This is a genomic window from Hymenobacter saemangeumensis (assembly GCF_039541835.1).
GTDB lineage: Bacteria > Bacteroidota > Bacteroidia > Cytophagales > Hymenobacteraceae > Hymenobacter > Hymenobacter saemangeumensis.
Genome location: NZ_BAABGZ010000017.1, coordinates 43,916 through 61,546 on the forward strand (window position 1 = coordinate 43,916; position 17,631 = coordinate 61,546).

General features: G+C 61.1%; 15 protein-coding genes. 4 read left to right on the forward strand and 11 right to left on the reverse strand.

Going from position 1 to position 17,631, the window contains the following annotated elements:
• Window positions 1-20: 20 nt before the first annotated feature.
• Window positions 21-857: a hypothetical protein gene (locus ABD919_RS08645; RefSeq protein ID WP_345235592.1), complete on the reverse strand. Its 837-nt coding sequence runs from the start codon at window positions 855-857 to the stop codon at window positions 21-23.
• Window positions 854-1,300 carry an ABA4-like family protein gene (locus tag ABD919_RS08650; RefSeq protein ID WP_345235593.1) on the reverse strand — a complete coding sequence of 149 codons (447 nt, stop codon included), beginning with the start codon at window positions 1,298-1,300 and terminating at the stop codon, window positions 854-856. Before ABD919_RS08650 ends, ABD919_RS08645 begins: the two co-directional genes overlap by 4 nt.
• A gap of 326 nt (window positions 1,301-1,626) precedes the next feature.
• On the opposite strand from ABD919_RS08650, the gene ABD919_RS08655 reads away from it, so the two are divergent.
• Window positions 1,627-2,331, forward strand: coding sequence for a hypothetical protein (locus tag ABD919_RS08655; protein WP_345235594.1), 705 nt, complete (start codon window positions 1,627-1,629; stop codon window positions 2,329-2,331).
• Window positions 2,332-2,429: 98 nt separating this feature from the next.
• Complete coding sequence (locus ABD919_RS08660) at window positions 2,430-3,029, forward strand: hypothetical protein (protein ID WP_345235595.1); 600 nt, start codon at window positions 2,430-2,432, stop codon at window positions 3,027-3,029.
• Between the two features lie 261 nt (window positions 3,030-3,290).
• On the opposite strand, the gene ABD919_RS08665 is transcribed toward ABD919_RS08660, so the two are convergent.
• Window positions 3,291-5,465 carry a dipeptidyl-peptidase 3 family protein gene (locus ABD919_RS08665; RefSeq protein ID WP_345235596.1) on the reverse strand — a complete coding sequence of 725 codons (2,175 nt, stop codon included), beginning with the start codon at window positions 5,463-5,465 and terminating at the stop codon, window positions 3,291-3,293.
• 78 nt (window positions 5,466-5,543) lie between these two features.
• Complete coding sequence (locus tag ABD919_RS08670) at window positions 5,544-6,683, reverse strand: AMP-binding protein (RefSeq protein WP_345235597.1); 1,140 nt, start codon at window positions 6,681-6,683, stop codon at window positions 5,544-5,546.
• 246 nt (window positions 6,684-6,929) lie between these two features.
• Between ABD919_RS08670 and ABD919_RS08675 the strand changes: the two genes are divergently transcribed.
• Window positions 6,930-7,139: a hypothetical protein gene (locus tag ABD919_RS08675; RefSeq protein ID WP_345235598.1), complete on the forward strand. Its 210-nt coding sequence runs from the start codon at window positions 6,930-6,932 to the stop codon at window positions 7,137-7,139.
• Between the two features lie 197 nt (window positions 7,140-7,336).
• Here ABD919_RS08675 and ABD919_RS08680 read toward each other — a convergent pair whose 3' ends face one another.
• The 7 genes from ABD919_RS08680 to ABD919_RS08710 form a co-directional block, all read right to left on the reverse strand.
• The gene (locus tag ABD919_RS08680) at window positions 7,337-8,317 is read right to left on the reverse strand and encodes a WG repeat-containing protein (RefSeq protein WP_345235599.1); all 981 of its coding nucleotides are present in this window, start codon (window positions 8,315-8,317) and stop codon (window positions 7,337-7,339) included.
• Window positions 8,318-8,491: 174 nt separating this feature from the next.
• Window positions 8,492-10,765 carry an N-acetylmuramoyl-L-alanine amidase gene (locus tag ABD919_RS08685; RefSeq protein WP_345235600.1) on the reverse strand — a complete coding sequence of 758 codons (2,274 nt, stop codon included), beginning with the start codon at window positions 10,763-10,765 and terminating at the stop codon, window positions 8,492-8,494.
• Window positions 10,766-11,063: 298 nt separating this feature from the next.
• Complete coding sequence (locus ABD919_RS08690) at window positions 11,064-12,026, reverse strand: sodium-dependent bicarbonate transport family permease (RefSeq protein ID WP_345235601.1); 963 nt, start codon at window positions 12,024-12,026, stop codon at window positions 11,064-11,066.
• A 282-nt stretch (window positions 12,027-12,308) separates the two neighbouring features.
• Window positions 12,309-13,133, reverse strand: a complete 825-nt coding sequence (gene menB, locus ABD919_RS08695) for a 1,4-dihydroxy-2-naphthoyl-CoA synthase (protein WP_345235602.1) — start codon at window positions 13,131-13,133, stop codon at window positions 12,309-12,311.
• Window positions 13,134-13,261: 128 nt separating this feature from the next.
• Window positions 13,262-14,977 (reverse strand): 2-succinyl-5-enolpyruvyl-6-hydroxy-3-cyclohexene-1-carboxylic-acid synthase, encoded by a 1,716-nt coding sequence (gene menD, locus ABD919_RS08700; protein ID WP_345235603.1) that lies wholly within the window; start codon window positions 14,975-14,977, stop codon window positions 13,262-13,264.
• Between the two features lie 61 nt (window positions 14,978-15,038).
• Window positions 15,039-16,235, reverse strand: a complete 1,197-nt coding sequence (locus tag ABD919_RS08705) for a chorismate-binding protein (protein WP_345235604.1) — start codon at window positions 16,233-16,235, stop codon at window positions 15,039-15,041.
• 78 nt (window positions 16,236-16,313) lie between these two features.
• Window positions 16,314-16,745, reverse strand: coding sequence for a hotdog fold thioesterase (locus ABD919_RS08710; RefSeq protein ID WP_345235605.1), 432 nt, complete (start codon window positions 16,743-16,745; stop codon window positions 16,314-16,316).
• Window positions 16,746-16,954: 209 nt separating this feature from the next.
• Here ABD919_RS08710 and ABD919_RS08715 point away from each other — a divergent pair, with 209 nt between their 5' ends.
• The gene (locus tag ABD919_RS08715; RefSeq protein ID WP_345235606.1) at window positions 16,955-17,578 is read left to right on the forward strand and encodes a histidine phosphatase family protein; all 624 of its coding nucleotides are present in this window, start codon (window positions 16,955-16,957) and stop codon (window positions 17,576-17,578) included.
• Window positions 17,579-17,631: the final 53 nt, after the last annotated feature.

Genomic DNA, 17,631 nt, shown 5'->3' on the forward strand with positions numbered 1-17,631 from the left:
TCATGTCTAAGGTCTCATGTCTAAGGTCTAAACCAGGGGCGCCCCAGCCAGGCTTGCCAGAACAGGGCGGCCACCACGGCGGCGTAGGCCAGGGCCCCCAGGGCGGTGAGCCCCACGGCCCGGCGCGGTAGCTGCCGGCTTAGCCACCAGCCCAGCAGCGGGATGGCCTGCAACGCGTGCATGCCCAGGAAGTGCGCAATGCGCAGGTCGCCGGCCCGGGTGTTCCAGCCCAGGCCGGGCAGGCCGGGGCCGCCGTCGGGCGCGCCCACGCTGTGCTGGTTGAGCCGTATCATGATGCCGCCCAGCAGGCTGCCCAGCACAAACAGCAGCAGGCCCAGGCGCAGGCCCCACACGTAGCCCGCCGGGCCGTGGGGCCGGTGCCGCCACACCAGGTACAGGGCCCAGAAGCTAAGCACCGTGTTCACCATAATGAATACGCCCATGAGGCCAAAGGCCAGCGCATCGGGCCCGGAGGCAGTGTTGTAGTGGGAGCTGGTGCCCCGCGCGGCCTGGGTGAAGATGCAGGCCAGCTCCACCCCCATGCTTAGGGCCACGCCCCGGCTAATGCGGCGCACGGCGCGCTGGGCGGCGCCCGGCAGGTCGGCCAGCAGCCAGCCCAGGGTCCAGACGTAGCTCGTGATGGAGAGGGCAAACTTCAGGGGCTTCACCCACACCGGAGCCCCGGTCACCAGCCGGGTGTCGAGGGGCAGCAGCGCCAGGGCCAGCAGGCCCAGCGCCAGGCTCAGCCAGCCCATACTGGAAAGCTCGGGGCTGGCCCGGTGCAGCACCGCCAGCCAGCTGCGGCTGGGAGCGGCTTCGTACAGCCGGCTGGCAGAAGGAAGCAGGGCAGTTTTCATGCGGTGGGGGCGGGAGCGGACAAGGGGTAGCGCAGGCGCAGGCCGTGGTAGAGCAGCAGGCCCACCGGCCCGAGCAGGAAGGTGAGCAGCAGGCAGGGCACCAGCAGCCCGTGGGGCAGGCCGCGCCGCCGGGCATCGTGCACTTCCCAAATGCCGGTCCAGAGGTCGAAGCACAGGTAGTGCACCCAGCCGGCCAGCAGGGCCCAGGGCTGTTTAAACAATGCCGCCACTTCGCCCAGGGAGCCGAAGCCGCCCCCGGGCGCGGGGTGGGCCAGGGTCTGGTAGCCGATGATGAGGGCGTAGCTGGCTGCCAGCAGCAGGGGCAGGGCGCCGCTGAGCACCAGCCGCCGCGTGAGCGCCCGGCGCGGGGCCAGCAGCAGCAGCACCCAGCCTACTATGGCAACGGGATTGGCCAGCTGAAACAGGAATTCGGGTGTGAGCATGGCCAAAGCTACGCTGAGGCCAGGGCGGCCGGCAGCTGAAATAGGTTGAACCAGCAAATAGGATGGGCCAACCGGCACTCAGCAAAGGCGAAATAACGCCCGCTCCTTCCTTGATATAAGGCTGGCGGGCGCAGCGCGGCTGCAGGGCAGAAGCTCTTGAACCTGTTTAGGATGTTATAGAACGTCATGCTGAGCTTGTCCAAGCATCTCTGCCGCTTCGTTGAACGGCCCTAACGAAGCGGTAGAGATGCTTCGACAAGCTCAGCATGACATTTTAATGACTACGAACAACTTCCTACACAGCTTCATTACGAAAACTTCACCCCGTGGCCCGCCGTACCCCGCCCGTTATGGTGCGACTGGGAATATTGATTGGCAGCCTGGCGCTGGTGGCTCGCGTAGCCCCGGCCACGGCCCTGCCTGCGCCGGCCGATACGGCCCGTCCTGCTCCGCCCAGCCGCAAGATTGTGGTGCAGTACGATTCCCGCTACTCCATTCTCAACTATTATTTCTGCACCATCAACGGGCTGAAGCTGGGCCTGGAGTGGCCCGGGCGTGCGCGCGTGGGCGGGGCCATCTACTTCCTCAGCACTGGCATTCCCACGCGCCAGCCGCGGCCCGACAATGCGGCCCTCGATGCCCAGGCCGAGCTTCGCTTTCGCTACCTGGCCGGCTACGGCGAGTACGTGCTGCTCGAAACGCCCCGCTGGGAATTAAGCGGCAACCTGCAGCTGGGCCTGGGCTCGGCCCACCTGCGCTACGAAAACGTGGAAGGGGAGTTCGACCGCACGCCCAAGCGCTTTATGGGCGTGCTCGAGCCTTCGGTGGCCGCCCAGCTGCGCATCTTCAAGTGGGCCGGGCTGGGCGCGGGCGCGGGCTGGCGGCAACCCATCTTCACCTCTGCTGCCATTCAGCGCGAGCTCAACGGCCCCATCTTCTACCTGCGGGCCAAGCTCTTTCTTGGCGACTTCGTGCGCGTGGTGCGCGGCCGCGAACCGCTGTTCACTCAGGAAGGGCTGCGTAAGGAGTAGCGCCCGCGCCCAAAGCCGGGCAGTGGTAACGCAGTCGTATGTAGCAGGCGAGAGCGGGCGGCTTTCAACCCCATCCCGGCCACCGCGTAAGCTAGCCCATGAGCTACCGTCACCTTCTGTATCTGGCCGGCATGCTGACTACGGCGGCCTGCTCCTCCCCGTCGGAGACGGCTTCGGAACACGCTGCTCCGGTGGAGACCGGCGAAAGCATTGCCACGGCAACGGCCGGGCCGGTGCTGCGGGTAATTGAGCGCCGCCGCCTCTTTGCCACGCCCAACGCGCCCGACGTGTTTCGCCTGGAGCTGCTGGGCGACTCCCTGCTGAGTGCCAGTGCCCTGCTCATCATTCGCACGGCCACCGGGCAGGAGCTCTACCGCCAGGAGCTGCGCCCCGGCGAGCTGGAAGCGGCCCTGGTGTACGAGCTGAAAGCCGGCGAGCAGCCCAGTCGGGCCCGCCGGGAGGCTTATCTGCGCCAGCGCCGCGCCGAGTTTTTCTCCGACGACAAGTTCACCTCGCCCGCCATTGGCCCCGAAGAAGCCATGCAGCCCGAGTACGCCGACCTGCCCACCTGGAACTCCCTCAAGCTGCCCGGCACCGTAGGCTTCAGCTTCCAGGTAGGCAAGGAAGACGGCCACCGCATTGCCTGGGTGCCGGCCAAGAAAAAAGTACTGCGCTATGCAGGGTTTGGAGGGGGATGAAGGTGATGGAGTGATGAGGTGAAAAGGTGATGAGGTGATGAGGTGAAAAGGTGAGGAAGTAGAAAAAAGAACGTCATGCTGAGCGAGCGCAGCTGAGTCGAAGCATCTTGCCCGCAGCAGTAATTCCCCTTGAAAAAGGTTTACTCTCGTGGTAGAGATGCTTCGGCTACGGCTGCGCCTCCGCTCAGCATGACGTTCTTTTTCTACTTCCTCACCTTTTCACCCCATCACCCCATCACTCCATCACCAAAAACCACCCCATCAATTATAGTCCGGTAATGTCTTGTACTTGTGACCGAAGTCCAGCATTTGCCGGGCGAAGTCGTCGGGGTATTCCACCTTCACGTCTACCAGGCGGCCGTTGAGCTCCACGGGCACCAGCTTGGGCTGAATAAAGCCCTGGTAAGGGGCAATGTTGAGCTTGGCGTAGCGGGCCAGCACCTCCTTGTGCAGCACGGGGTCTACTTTCACGCCGTAGGTTTCGATGAGGTTCTGCGCACCGCGGTAGTCGCCTTCGCTGGTGATGCGCTGGGTTTCGCGCAGCAGCTGGCCAAAGAGCTGGCGCAGCTTGTCGTAGTTGTTGATGCGCACGTAGGTTTTGCCGTCGCGCTTCACCATCTCCACCACTTTTTCCTTCTGGCCTTTTTCCAGCACCCAGCGGGCCACCATCTGGCGGTTGCGCATGTGGGCTTCTTCCACGGTTTCGCCGGGCTGCAGGCGCGTGAGCTGGGTCATCAGGCCGTTGCGCATGTAGTTGTCGTAGGCCGCCTTCGCTACGTCGGCCGAGGGCACTACGCCCAGCTGCTGCAGCTTGGCATCGGGCAGGTAGTAGAGGGCCACCAGGTCGGCGCGGCCTTCCTCCAGGGCCGAGGCGTAGCTTTTCAGGGTTTGCTTGGGCGTGCCCACGCCGGCGTTGAGCTGGCCCGAGGCGTGGCCGATTACCTCGTGCATGTCGGTGTGCAGCTTGCCGGCCAGGGCCATATGCTGGCGGGCGCGGGCCACCTCCTCCTTGGAGTAGGCAAACTCGTCGAGCAGGCCGGAGTTGGCGCTGGCCTGGTCGTAGGCTTCCACAATGTTGCCCAGGCTCACCGACTTCGAGCCGTGCTCCTTGCGTATCCACTCCGCATTGGGCAGGTTGATGCCGATGGGCGTGCTGGGAGCGGCGTCGCCGGCCTCCGTCACCACGGTAATAACCTTGGCCGTGATGCCCACCACGTTTTTCTTCTTGTGGGCGTCCATAATGGGCGAGCTGTTCTCAAACCACTGGGCCTCCTTGGCAATGGCGGCAATGCGCTTGCTGGCTTCCAGGTCTTTGAACGACACCACCGACTCGTAGCTGGCGCGCATGCCCAGCGGGTCGCCGTACACCTCGATAAAGCCGTTCACCACGTCCACCCGCGAGCGGGTGTCTTTCACCCAGGCAATGTTGTAGTCGTCCCACTTCTTCAGGTCGCCCTGCGAGTAAAAGAGGATGAGCTTGCCCAGGGCCTCCTTCTGCTCCACGGTTTCGGCCACGTCTTCGGCCTTGCCCAGCCAGTAGGCAATCTGGTTGATGGCCTTGCCGTACATGCCCTTGGTGTGCCACACCCGCTCCTGAATGGGCTTGCTGGGGCTGCTGCGCTCCAGCTTGGAGTTCAGGCCGTAGGAAATGGGCCGCGGGTCGTTTTTGTCGATGAGCTTGGCGTAGAAGTTCTCCACTTCCAGCTGGCTTACACCCTCGTAAAAGTTGTTGGCAGAAGTAACGACCAGGTCTTTGCCCTTTTCCTGGTTTACCCGCTTGGGCGCCACGTTGGGGTCGAAGATGATGGGGGTGATGAACTTCAGAAACTGGTCCACCGACTCGCCCTGCAGCAGGGGCAGGGTTTTGGCATCCACTGCCCGCACCAGCCCGGCGAAGTAAGCCGGCGTGCAGTCCGGCACAAACTTGCGGGTGGAGTAGTGGTGGTGAATGCCATTGGAAAACCACACCCGCTTGGCGTAGGTGCTGAAATTACGGGCCTGCTCGGCCTGACTGGGCGTGGCCAGGCGCTCCTGGTTGGCTTCCCACACCGCCTCCAGGGTGCGGCGCACGCGCAGGTTGTGCTTGTAGTTCTGGTCGTAGATGATGTCGCGCCCGCTCAGGGCCGCTTCCGACAAGTAGTAAAGCAGCTCCTTCTGCTTGGTGCTGAGGGTTTCGAAGCCCGGCACGGCGTAGCGCAGAATGCGCAGGTCGGCAAACTGCTCGCTGACGACCTGGGCCGGTGGGGGAGTGGCCACGCTCCGACCCGTTGCAATGGCATTGGCCCGGGCAGTGGCGGCGTCAGAGTCGGCCGGCGCATTGGCTGTCGGACTCGGAATGGGGTTGGAGTTCGGGCTTTCCGAGTTGCTGGGGGTAGTGCGCGTGCAGCCAGCCGTGATGCCAAGCAGCAGGGCTGCTGGCAGTAAAATACGCTTCATGGAAGAGAATAATATAATTGGGGGGCACAAATCTAACCGCTGCGCCCTATTCCTTCCATAAATTGACTTTTTCGGAGGCTAGCTCCGGCGCCCGCCCTGGGTAGGCAGGGGCAGCGGCCCCAGCCCACGCAGGGTGGCCGGCCTATCCAGCTTGCCCGTGGCCGTGGTGCGGAAGCCGGGCACGTACACCAGCTGCCGGGGCTGCTCGTACTTGCTCAGCCGCTCCTGCAAAAGGGCCTGCAGCTGCTTTTCCTGGCCGGCGCTCAGGGCCGGGCCTTCCACATAAGCCGTCACCTGCTCGCCCAGGCGCTCGTCGGGACGGCCGGCCACGAAGCAGCGGCGGCTCAGCCCGATTTCGGCCAGGGCCACTTCCAGCACCAGCTCCACCTTTTCGGCCTGCACCTTCACCCCGCCGGAGTTGATGGTGAAGTCAGCCCGCCCCAGCCACTCAAAGCTGTGGGCGTCGAGCAGGTTCACCCGGTCGTTGGTTACGATAAGCTGGTCGTCGGTCACGTCGCCGCGCAGCGTAAGGCAGCCGCGGGCATCCACCCCGGCCGCAATGCCCGTCAGCACGCGGTAGCTCTGGCTGGCGTCGGCACCGTTCAGGCGGCGCAGTGCCACGTGCGAGCAGGTTTCCGTCATGCCATAGGTGTGGTACACGGGCACCGTCAGCGGCTGAATGGCTTTTTGCAGGGAGGTTTCCACCGTGGCGCCGCCCACCAGAATGGTTTTCATGCGGTTCAGGCGCGGCGTCTGCCCGCCGTCGAGCAGGGTGCGCAGCTGCAGGGGTACGAAGGCGGCAAAGTCGAATGCGGCGTCGGCCGGCACCAGGGCCAGCGGGTCGGCCTGGGGCTCCACAATGGTGAGGTGCATCTGCCGCTCCAGGCCGCGCACCAGCATCATCAGCCCGCCGATGTACTCGCAGTTGAGACACACCAGGGCTCGGTCGCCGGGGCCCAGGTCGAAGAAGTCGCCGGTGCGGCGGGCCGAGGCTTCCAGCTGCCGCCGCCGCAGCTGAATGAGCTGGGGGGCGCCGGTGCTGCCCGAGGTGCGCAGGCCAAACTCCTGCACGCCGTTCAGCCACTGCCGCACGAAGTCGAGTACGCGGGCCTCGTAGCCGTTCACCGGCGCGTCCAGCATGGCCGGGTATTGGCGGATGGCCTCGTAAGTGAATTCGCGGCCGTTGAGCAGCAGGGAGGTGGGCAGGGCAGTTGTCATGGCGCAAAGCTAGCTGCAACGGCCTGCTAGTAGCACAGATGCTGCCCCGTGCGCATTCCAGCCGCTGCCCTGGGCAAGCCAGCACCACGGTAAGAAAGTGCAAGGTTGTAGCAACCATTTCAGCAGCTTGCCAGTCATTAGGCTACACCATTAATTAATCAAAGAAAAGGTTGGCCGAAGGCTCACATTTTGGTCAACCTCCCGTATAAGAATTCCTTGCTCTGTCCACTCAATACACCTTCCGCTATGAATCCGACCCCGTTTCCGCTCAACGACCCGCCGGTTCCGGCTATGGTGCTGGCATCATCCAACTCGCAAATCGGCTCCCAACCCGCCATTCCACCATTGCGCCGGGAAGACGTACGGGCCGAAGTTGAAGCCGAGCTGGAAAAAGAAAAGAAAGGCAACTTCTACGCCTGGTGGCTGGCCTGTGAAGGCTACGGCTCGGTGTTTTAAATCCTGCATAATTACATAGAAAAGCGCCCACCCGATTGTATCGGGTGGGCGCTTGTGTTATGAATAGTAGCTTTTTTGCTTTTCAGCTATTTTCATAAGCAGCCCTTGACGTATAGAGATAGAATCCTCGTTCTTATTTTTAAGAAATTAATGGTCCTGATAACTTGTCTTTGGGCTAAGTTGTTAGTGCTCATTTTCTATCGTGTAGGCTCCCAAACGAAGTTTCCTTCCTTGTCGATGTACCCGTATTTGTACTCCTGATATTTATTACTGACTATCACACTGGCAAGCCCATTTTTAAATGATTCTGCACTGGTAAATATGGGTTCAATAGTAATGTCGCCAGCTTTATTGATGTAGCCGTATTTACTAGTCTTTCCCTTTCCCTTCGGCTCAAAAACGGCAAGTCCCTCACTGAAGTGTTGTCCTAAATTAAAATCGCACGGAATAACCAGGGTTCCCTTGTCGTCTATATACCCGTACCCTTTATCCCAGACTGCGCATAGCCCTTCAGAGAAATGAATATCCGCACCATTAAAGACAGGTGGGATGACCATTTCATTATTCTTGTTAATAAAGCCATACAACCCCTTTCTATTAGGCTTACCACTGCTACTCTTTTTGGGAGAAACGGCAGCCTTGCCCTCCGAAAACTCGCGAGTGTACTGATAAGTAGCAGGGATAACAAAATGGCCTGTTAAATTAATATAGCCCCACTCACTATTTTCCCCACAATTAATTAGCCCTTCACTGTACCGGGATACCATAAAATTCTTTCCAGTAACAAGCACGTTACCCTGCTTATCAATAAAAGAACCTTTTGAAGAAACATCTTCAAAAACGAGGGCCGCTCCGTATGCAAAATCGGTTACTCGGTTAAATGCTGGATTGATTGCGAATTTGCCTTCTTTATTAATGTAACCGGCCTTGCCACCAACTCTACAGGCTGCTAAGCCATCTGAGAAGTTCATGGCCATGTCAAATTTTGGAAGAATAACAACTTCTCCTTTGATGTTAACGAAGCCAACTTTATTCCCAACAAATATTCTCGCAAGACCTTCTGAAAAATCCGATGCACCATCAAACTCAAAATCAGTAATAACCTGACCACTACGGTCGATGAAACCATATTTCCCATCTTTCATCACAGGGAATATAGCTTGAGTATTTTCTTCCATAAGGTAGTTGCTGTAAAATTGTGTTAATCAATGAAATGTAATTAGTCGCTCCCCTCGTATTCCGCTATTAAGTGGTGTAAGCTCAGACAATTTAGGCCGGAATCACTACCCCAAACGAAAAACAGCCCGGCCCGCACTGCGCGAACCGGGCTGTTTCGATTTAAAGCCGGATGCTTACCGCACCAGCAGCTTCACGTATTCCACGTGCTTGCTTAGCTGCAGGGTTACGATGTACACGCCGGGGCGCAGGCCGGCGGGCAGGCTGTAGCCCAGGGGCTGCTCGGAGGCAATTTCCGCCTGGGTGGCGCTGCCGATGGGCTGGCCCTGGGAATCACGCAGCACCAGCTCGGCCGGGCCGTCGTAGCCGCTCACCGTCAGCCAGGCCTTGGTGCCGGCTTCCACGGGGTTGGTGATGGTAACCACCGGCTGGGTAGGCGCGGTTGGGCTCAGGCGGGCAGCCACTGCGCTGCCGTCGCCGGCCGGGGCCTGCCGCCACGCCACCGACTGCGTGGAAACGCGCAGGGTGTAGGCAGTTGTGTTGCTGGTGGCGCCGTTGTAGCCGTACACCCGCACGTAGTAGGTAGCCGCCGGTGCGCCGTTGTAGATAATGGTTTCGGAGTTGGTGCTGGGGTTGGTGGAGGAGTAGAGCAGGGCCCCGCTGGCATTGTAGAGCTCCAACTCGTAGTCGAAGGGCAGGTTGGTAAGCGTCAGCTTGATGTTGTTGTTGGTGCTGCTGCTGTTGAAGTAGTACCAGTCGTTGTCGCCGGCCGGGCAGACATAGGCCGAGTTGTTCACGTTCACGCCGATGAACTTGCCAGCCGACAGGGTTTCGTTGGCTTCGTAGCTGTCGGTGGGGCAGGAGGTGGTAGTGGGCATGGTGGCCGTCCAGGTAGCCGCGAAGCCCGGGCGGGTGGTGGCGCAGTCGGAGCGCAGCTCCAGGAACATCTTGCCCGAGGTAGCCGTGAGCGTGCCGGGGCTGGTGGTGCCCGAGTACTTGCCAATCAGCGGGGCGTTGGCGTTGGAGCCGTCGTACACGAAGAGGTGGTCGTAGCCGCTTTCCAGGTCGAAGGCGCTGAAGGTAAGCTTGATGCTGGTGGCGCCGGAGGGCGAAATCAGCTGGCACTGCCGCACGTCGTCGCCGTAGTTGGCCGAGGGGCCGCCCGAGTCATACACCGAGCCCGAGGTAGCGGTGAGGGTGCTCACGGTGGGGGCGTTGTTGATGAGCTTATAAAAACGCTCCCAGTTCCAGTTTACGCCGGGGTCGGTGTGGGTCTGGTTGGGGTAGTGCTGGTGGCCCTTGATTTTCACGCAGGCGCCGGTGCTGAACGTGCCCGTAGTGGCCGCCCCGTAAAACGTGCGCAGCCCGCTGATGCCGTAGCCGCTCACGGTGATGTCGCGGGCGAGGTCGGCCGAGCTGTTGTACATGGCCGTGGTGTACCAGGAGGCGTCGTTCACGTAGCCTTCGTGCTCGGTGCCAATAGTATAGGGGTTCTCGTTGCCGATGTGCCAGGCTTTGTTGGCCTCGCTCACCATCTGCGTTACCTGCCCATCGCTGGAGCGGATAACGTAGTGGGCCGACACGTTGGAGGAGCAGTTCTTAAACCAGGAGATGCAGCCGGCGTAGGTGCCCTGCACGGTGTGAATGGCGTAGTGCGTCACGGCCACACCGTTGCGCGAGCTGTAGTTGCAGGTAGTGAAGTCGCTGATGGCCGGCCCGTAGTTGGTGGAGTTCACCCGCGCGTAGGTGGAGCTGCCCGGGTCGAAGGTCTGCCCGTCGGCTTCCACGCTGCGGTCGGATACCTGGGCTGCGCCGGCGCTCAGTACCCGAAAGTTGGCCCCGAAAATGGCCCGCAGGTCGAGGTTGTAGCTGGGGAAATGGTACTGCTGCTGGTTTTCGGCCTTGTTCAGAAACGACAGCACGCTGTAGAGGTGGGAGTCGAGGGCGAAGTTGCTCACCGCGTCCTTGGCCAGGGGCAGCTCGCTCAGCTCGATGAGGATGGGCAGGTGCCGGGCCGGGTCGGCGCCGCTGAGGTTGCGCTCGTTTACGAGGCGGGCGTAGGCCGCGGCATAAGCCAGGATGTTGCTGTGCGGGTCGGTCTTGATTTGCTCCACGCTTACGTCCGAGAGGCGGGCTACCAGCTTCAGGTTTTCGCGGAAGTAGCCCTTGCCATCGGCAAACAGGCCCATGACGCCGGCAGCCTGGGGCATGCCCGTGCAGCTGGCCGGCTCGGTGGCGTCGATGTGGCGGATGTGGGTCTGGGTGTAGGCAACGGCTTCGAGCATGCCCCGGGGAATAACCGGGTAGCGGCGGTAGGCCTCGGCGAAGTCGGCCGCGTAGGGTGTTTCGGCCCCCACTGCGCTGGTCGCAGCGAGGCGCGGCGCCGTCTGGGCCATGGCAGTGGGAGTGAGGCAGAGCAAGCCGGCCCAAATGAGTAATGTTGTTTTCATATAAACATAACCGAAGGAGTTTGGAGTTTAGTAAGAGCTTCGGTGGCGGTAAGGTAGATATTTCCGGAATCTGTCAAAATTTTCGGCTGGTCGCAAGGACTGATTTTCAGACTAATTAGGGGGAGAGTGTAGGTTAATTGTTTGACGGATAATTGTTTGTTTGGCATGTGTAAGTTTTTGGCATTGTGCCAAGAAAGACCGGGCTGAAAAATGGGGCAGGGCATTTCATTAAAAAAGTAAAAGGCCGCCCTACTCGCAGGGCGGCCTTTTACTGGCAAAACCGACGGGACAGGTCGGCCTATAGGTTCTGAATCAGGGCGTAGTACAGGGGCATGCCTACCGTAATGTTGAATGGGAAGGTGACGCCCAGCGCCATGGGAATGTAGAGGCCGGGGTCGGCCTTGGGAGCGGCCAGGCGCATGGCGGCCGGCACGGCAATGTAGGAAGCGCTGGCCGCCAGCACCGCGAAAATGAAGCGGTTGCCGGGGTCGTGGGTGACCAGCTGGCTGGCCAGGGCCACCACGCAGCCATTAAACGCCGGAATGACAATGGCAAACAGGCTGACGTAGAGCCCGTACTGCCGGAAAGCCGCGAAGCGCCGGGCCGTAACCATGCCCATCTCCAGCAGGAAGATGGCCAGGAAGCCTTTGAAGATGTCGGTGGTAAAGGGCTTGATGCCGTCGGCCTGCTTGGTATCGGCAATCAGCCCGATAACGAGGCTGCCCAGCACCATCAGCACGCTGCCGTTGGTGAAGGAGTGCTGCACAATGGACTTGAGGCTGACCTGCTCCGTCCCCGTCTGCTCGTAGCGCATCAACAGGATGACGCCCACGATGATGGCCGGGGCCTCCATCAGGGCCATGGTCGCTACCATGTGGCCGCCAAACAGCACCTTCTGGTTTTCCAGAAACGCAGCTGCGGCCACAAACGTGACGGCACTCACCGAGCCGTAGGCCGCGGCCACCGCGCCCGCGTCGCTCACGCTCAGCCGGCGCTTGAGAATGAAGAAGGTGTAGAGCGGAATCAGGGAAGCCACCAGCAGGCCAAACAGCAGGGAGTACACAATCTCGGCGCTGAAAGGGCTGTGGGCCAGCTCCTGCCCGCCCTTAAAACCGATGGAGAACAGCAGGTACAGGGAAATGAACTTGCTGCTGGAAGCGGGAATCTCCAGGTCGCTCTTCACGGCAGTGGCCAGAATGCCGAGCACGAAAAATAGCAGCGTAGGGTTGGTAAGGTTGCTAATGAGTATTTGTGAATCCATGCAGGAAGCCGGCCGCGAGCCGCGTTTATGAGGCTGCGAAGGTAAAGCTTCTTCTTGTGATAGTAAAACTTTCTTGAAAAGTTGGTGATACTATTGTGGGTGCGGCCCTCAACCCCGGCCTGTCCTGCATGAAGCGCATCGCCATAGTACAGTGAAGGCGGAAGATAAAAAAAGCCCTGTCGCCGTAGCAACAGAGCTTTTTCGGAATTCCTTAAGTTGGAGCAGCCAGAATAGTCGTCGTGCGGCCAGCAAAACAGCCTGCGGCCGCCCCGGGCGAGCTCCTTACGGAAACTTCGGGTACTTGTCGAAATCGGGCTTGCGCTTCTCCAGGAAGGCGTTTTTGCCTTCTTTGGCTTCCTCGGAGAGGTAGTACAGCAGCGTAGCGTTGCCGGCCAGCTCCTGAATACCCGCCTGCCCGTCGAGCTCGGCGTTGAACGAGGATTTGAGCATGCGCAACGCCAGGGGGCTTTTCTCCAGAATCTTGTGGCACCAGGCCACGGTGGTTTCCTCCAGCTTGTCCAGGGGCACTACTTTGTTTACCAGGCCCATGTCCAGGGCCTCCTGGGCGTCGTACTGGTCGCAGAGAAACCAGATTTCGCGGGCCTTCTTCTGGCCGACGATGCGGGCCAGGTAGGAGGCACCGAAGCCCCCGTCGAAGGAGCCTACTTTGGGGCCGGTCTGCCCGAAGCGGGCGTTTTCGGCCGCGATGGTGAGGTCGCACACCACGTGCAGCACGTGGCCGCCGCCAATGGCCCAGCCGGCCACCATGGCAATAACGGGCTTGGGAATGGAGCGAATCTGCTTCTGCAGGTCGAGCACATTCAGGCGCGGCACGGTGTCTTCGCCCACGTAGCCGCCGTGCCCGCGCACGCTCTGGTCGCCACCCGAGCAGAAGGCTTTGCCGCCCTCGCCGGTGAGCACTACCACGCCAATGTCGGTGCGGTTGCGGCAGATGTCCATGGCCTCAATCATCTCCTGCACTGTAAGCGGCGTGAAGGCGTTGTGCACCTGCGGGCGGTTGATGCTGATTTTGGCGATGCCGCCGTGCTGGGTGAAAAGGATTTCCTGGAATTCTTTGATGGGGGTCCAGGTGATTTGCTCTGACATAGAAAGAGAATTTTTCTTCTGCGTAAGCTCTGCGTTTGCTTCTGCGCCCTCTGCGGTGAAAAAATCGTTGAACGAGATTACACCGCAGAAGTCGCAGAGGAAAAACGCGGAAGGTTCGCAGAAGGAGATTAGGAAAAGGCTTTGCGCACGGCGGCGCGGTATTCTTCGAAAAAAGCGGCGTTGGTTTTGGAGTCGGTAAACACTTCCAGAATGGCCGCGCCCGTTTCGGCCGCAAAGAAAACCGGTAGCGCGGCATCTAGTTCGGCAAAGGAGGAAACCGGGAAGTAGCGCAGCCCAAAATCCCGGGCCGTGTTCTCGGCCGTGAGCGTCTGGCGGGTCTCAAAGAGCTCCTCCAGCTCCGGCTGCTGCCGCGGCCCATCAATCAGCCGGAAGATGCCGCCGCCGTGGTTGTTGAACAGCACCACCCGCAGGTTGGGCGTGGGGTAGTTGTGCCAGAACGCGTTGCGGTCGTAGAAAAACGCTACGTCGCCGGTGAGCAGCACTACCGGCCGCTCGGGCTGAGCCAGGGCCGCGCCGACGGCGGTGGAGTTGCAGCCGTCGATGCCGCTGGTGCCGCGGTTGGCGAAGACTTCAATTTGCCGGCCTATGGGAACCCCCAGGATGTTAGCGTAGCGCACAGCCATGCTGTTGGCCAGGTGCAGGGCCGTACTTTCCGGCAAGGCAGCGAGAGCCTTACGGAAAGCAGAGAATTCATTAAATGGCTGGTTGATTAGAGCGAAGAAGTCCTGAAGAAATTTCTCTGCTTTGGTCTCTGCTTGCTGCCAAAGCACAAGGGTGTCCGCATCAACAGTTGGGGTTTCCTGCGCCAGTTGTGAGAAAAAGGCTTCAGGCTCCATTCGGATGATGGACGTCAGACTGCGAAATGTGTCGGCAACTTCACCGGACGCCTGAATATGCCAGTGCTGTCGGGGCGAAGCATTGCGCAGGAATAATTTCAGGCTCTTTGAAATAAGCGACTGCCCGAAGGTGATGAGCAAATCGGGGCGCAGGTCCAGCTTTTGACTTTCGTTTAAACCAGCTAAAAGCACATCCTGCTTGCGTACCACAAAAGAATCAGCACTCAGGTTGGCAATGATGTCGGCTACAACCGGGATACCATAATTTCTGGTAAAATTCTGTAAGGTTTCACTCAGCTTTTTACTGAACGGCTGCTGACCCACTACAACCAAAACCCGGCTTTCCATTTGAAGCGGAGATGCTAGCTCATCATAAAGGTCTCGATTAGCAACATGCTGAGGAATATTTACCTGCCGGCTTACCCGCACCTCTGCCTCATACCCCATTTCTTCCCCCGCTTTCGGATAAAAAGGCTCCCGCAGCGGAATATTCACCTGCACCGGCCCGGCCGGCGCCGCCTGCGTCAGGTTAATAGCCTCATTAATTATCCGCTCCGAGTGCCACTTGGCATCGGGGTGCGAAGTATCGGCTGGAAAGTCGAACGCGCCCTTGGCGTGGGCACCGTAGAGGTTGCGCTGGCGGATAGTCTGCCCATCGAGCTGGTCTATCCACTCCGGCGGCCGGTCGGCGGTCAGAATGAGCAGCGGGATTTGCTGAAAAAAGGCTTCGGCCACGGCCGGGGCATAGTTGAGGCCAGCCGTGCCGGAGGTGCACACCAGCACTACCGGCCGCCGCGTGGCCTGGGCAATACCCAGCCCGATAAAGGCCGCGGCCCGCTCATCGGGCACCACCCGCAGCCTTCCCCGAAACGCCGGGTGCCGCGCAAAGGCCAGCGTCAGCGGCGCCGAGCGCGAGCCGGGCGAGAGCACCACGTCGGTAATGCCGTGGCGGGCGCAGATTTCGGCAATGTTATAAACAGCCTGCATGAAATCAGTTAACAGTTAACAGTGAACAGTTAATAATGAAAGAAAACAGCATTGTTAACTGCTAACTGTTCACTGTTAACTGGTTTAAAACCGTGCCTACGGTCTGCAGCTTCAGCTCCGTCTCGCGCCATTCCCTGGCCGGGTCGGAGTCGGCGGTAAGGCCGGTGCCGGCGTAGAGGATGGCTTCGTCCGGGCGCAGCTGCAGGCAGCGTAGGTTTACGAACAGGCGGGCAACGCCGGGGGCTTCTACGTTCACCGGGCCCAGAAAGCCGCTGTAGTAGGCGCGGTCGTAGCCTTCGTGCTCCTGCAGAAACGCCAGGGCCTCGGCTTTGGGCATGCCGCCCACGGCGGAAGTGGGGTGCAGCAGGCGCAGCATGTCGGTGCCCAGGCTGGGGAAGGGCACCTGTTGGAGATTTACCTCGAAGTCGGTGCGCAGGTGCAGCAGGTCGCCGGCTACGGCCGTGCGCGGGCCGGTTTCTTCGTACTCGCGCAGGCGCAGCTGCTTGAAGCAGCTCACGATGTAGCGTGCCACCAGGGCCTGCTCCTCAATTTCCTTCTGCCGCCAGATGGCCGTCAGTGGCGTCACGTCGGGGGTGAGGGGCTGGGTGCCGGCCAGGGCCATGGTGCGGAAGCGGCCGTCGGCCGTCACTTCGGCCAGCACCTCGGGTGTGGCGCCCAGCCAGGTGCCGGCGCCCGGCGCGCTTACCAGCGACACAAAGGCAGTGGGATATTTGCGGCACAGCATATCAAATGCCGCCAGCGGGTCGAACCCGGCAGGCAGGGGCCGGCACAGGGCCCGCGACGACACCACTTTCTGCACCGCCGCACTTCGAATGGCGTCGACGCCCTTTAGCACCAGCGCTTCGTACGCTGCCTTGGTGGCGGTAGCCGGGGCCGGCTGCCGGCTCTGGTGCCAGGGCAGGGTGGGCGAGGGGCTTGCCGCCAGGGCTGGCTCTACTGCTTCGCGTAGCTGGTCGCTGGATAGCCGCAGCACCTCCGGCTCTTGCGCCGAGTACAGCAGGTCGGCCGGCAGAAACAGGGCCGGGTTGTGGTCGGAGTCGCGGAAGGGGAAAAAGGCGAAGCCGGCCGGGGCGCCCGGGTCCAGGGCCGGGGGCAGGCCGGCGTAGGCGGCCTCCACGCTGCGGCTGATGAGCAGCGTGGGTGTTTCGGCGCCGGGCGCCCGCCACAAGGCCAGCGGCCGCCCCGAGCTCAGCGCCCAGGCGCAAAGCTGCCGGATTCGGCGGGTGGTGTCGGCCACGTCGGGCCAGGGTAAAGTAACAGGGTAAGTCTGCATGCCTTGGAGCGCCTTTCCAGCCAGAAAAGGCAGGAAGTAAGCCTAAGCCGCTTTGCCGCTGGCTGGCAGGTCAATCACGGCCATGGTAATGCGGCTGATGCACACCAGGGCGCCGGTTTCCTCGTGGGTGATGCGGATTTCCCAGACCTGGGTGCTGCGCCCCACGTGCAGGGCCGTGGCCCGGCCCCGTACCCAGCCCTCGCGTACGCCGCGGATGTGGTTGGCGTTGATTTCCAAACCTACGGTGGCTTGCTTGCTGGGGTCGACGCGCAGGCTGGCGGCGATGCTGCCCAGGGTTTCGGCCAGGGCCACCGAGGCGCCGCCGTGCAGCAGGCCCATGGGCTGGTGGGTGCGCCCGTCCACGGGCATGCGGCCTTCGAGGTAGTCGTCGGTCAGCTCGGTTACTTCAATGCCTAAGGAGTCGGCCAGCGTTGGGCGGGCCGCCATCCAGGCTTTTACTTTGTCCAGGTTCATCAGCGGGGTGGGTTTCTGGTTGCTGGTTTCTTGTTCGGTTGATGTCAGCTGAGGCAGCACCTGCTGCGTCCTCTGCGCAAACATCTGCGCCATCTGCGGGAGCTGGCGGCAGGGCGGTAGCAACTCGCCGGCTGATTGAAACGGAATAGCAACCAGAAGCGAGCTTCCTGCCGTATCTAGCGGCATTACTTCGCAAAATTACCCGAAAAGTGAGTGCCCGAACCATTTACCTGCTTCGCCACGGCCAGACCGACTTCAACGTGCAGGGCATCGTGCAGGGCAGCGGCGTCGACTCCAGCCTGAATGAGAAAGGCCGGCAGCAGGCGGCGCAGTTTTTCGCCGCTTATGGCCACTTTCCATTCGATAGGGTGTACACCTCCACGCTGCGCCGCACCCAGGAGTCGGTGCAGCAGTTTCTGGACCTGGGCCTGCCCCACGAGGCGCATGCCGGCCTGAACGAAATCAGCTGGGGCGTGCGCGAGGGCACGCGCATTACCATGGAGGAAGACGCCGAGTACCGGCAGGTGCTGGCTGAGTGGGCTGCCGGCAACACCAGCGCCCGCCTGGAGGGTGGCGAAAGTCCCGACGAGGTAGCGGCCCGGCAGCGGCCCTTTATTGAGCTGCTGAAGGCCCGCAGCGAGGAGCAGAACGTGCTGGTGTGCATGCACGGCCGGGCCATGCGCGTGCTGCTCTGCCAGCTGCTGGGCTACCCGCTGCAGTGCATGGAGGGCTTCGAGCACAGCAACCTCTGCCTGTACAAGCTGCACTTCACCGGCTCCATGTTCACGGTGCGCAACTTCCTGGATGTGTCCCACCTCGCAACCGAGGGCTAAAGCCTCTGGTATCAGCTTGCTGGTTCCTTGTTGTTCTGACCAGTAACCGGCAA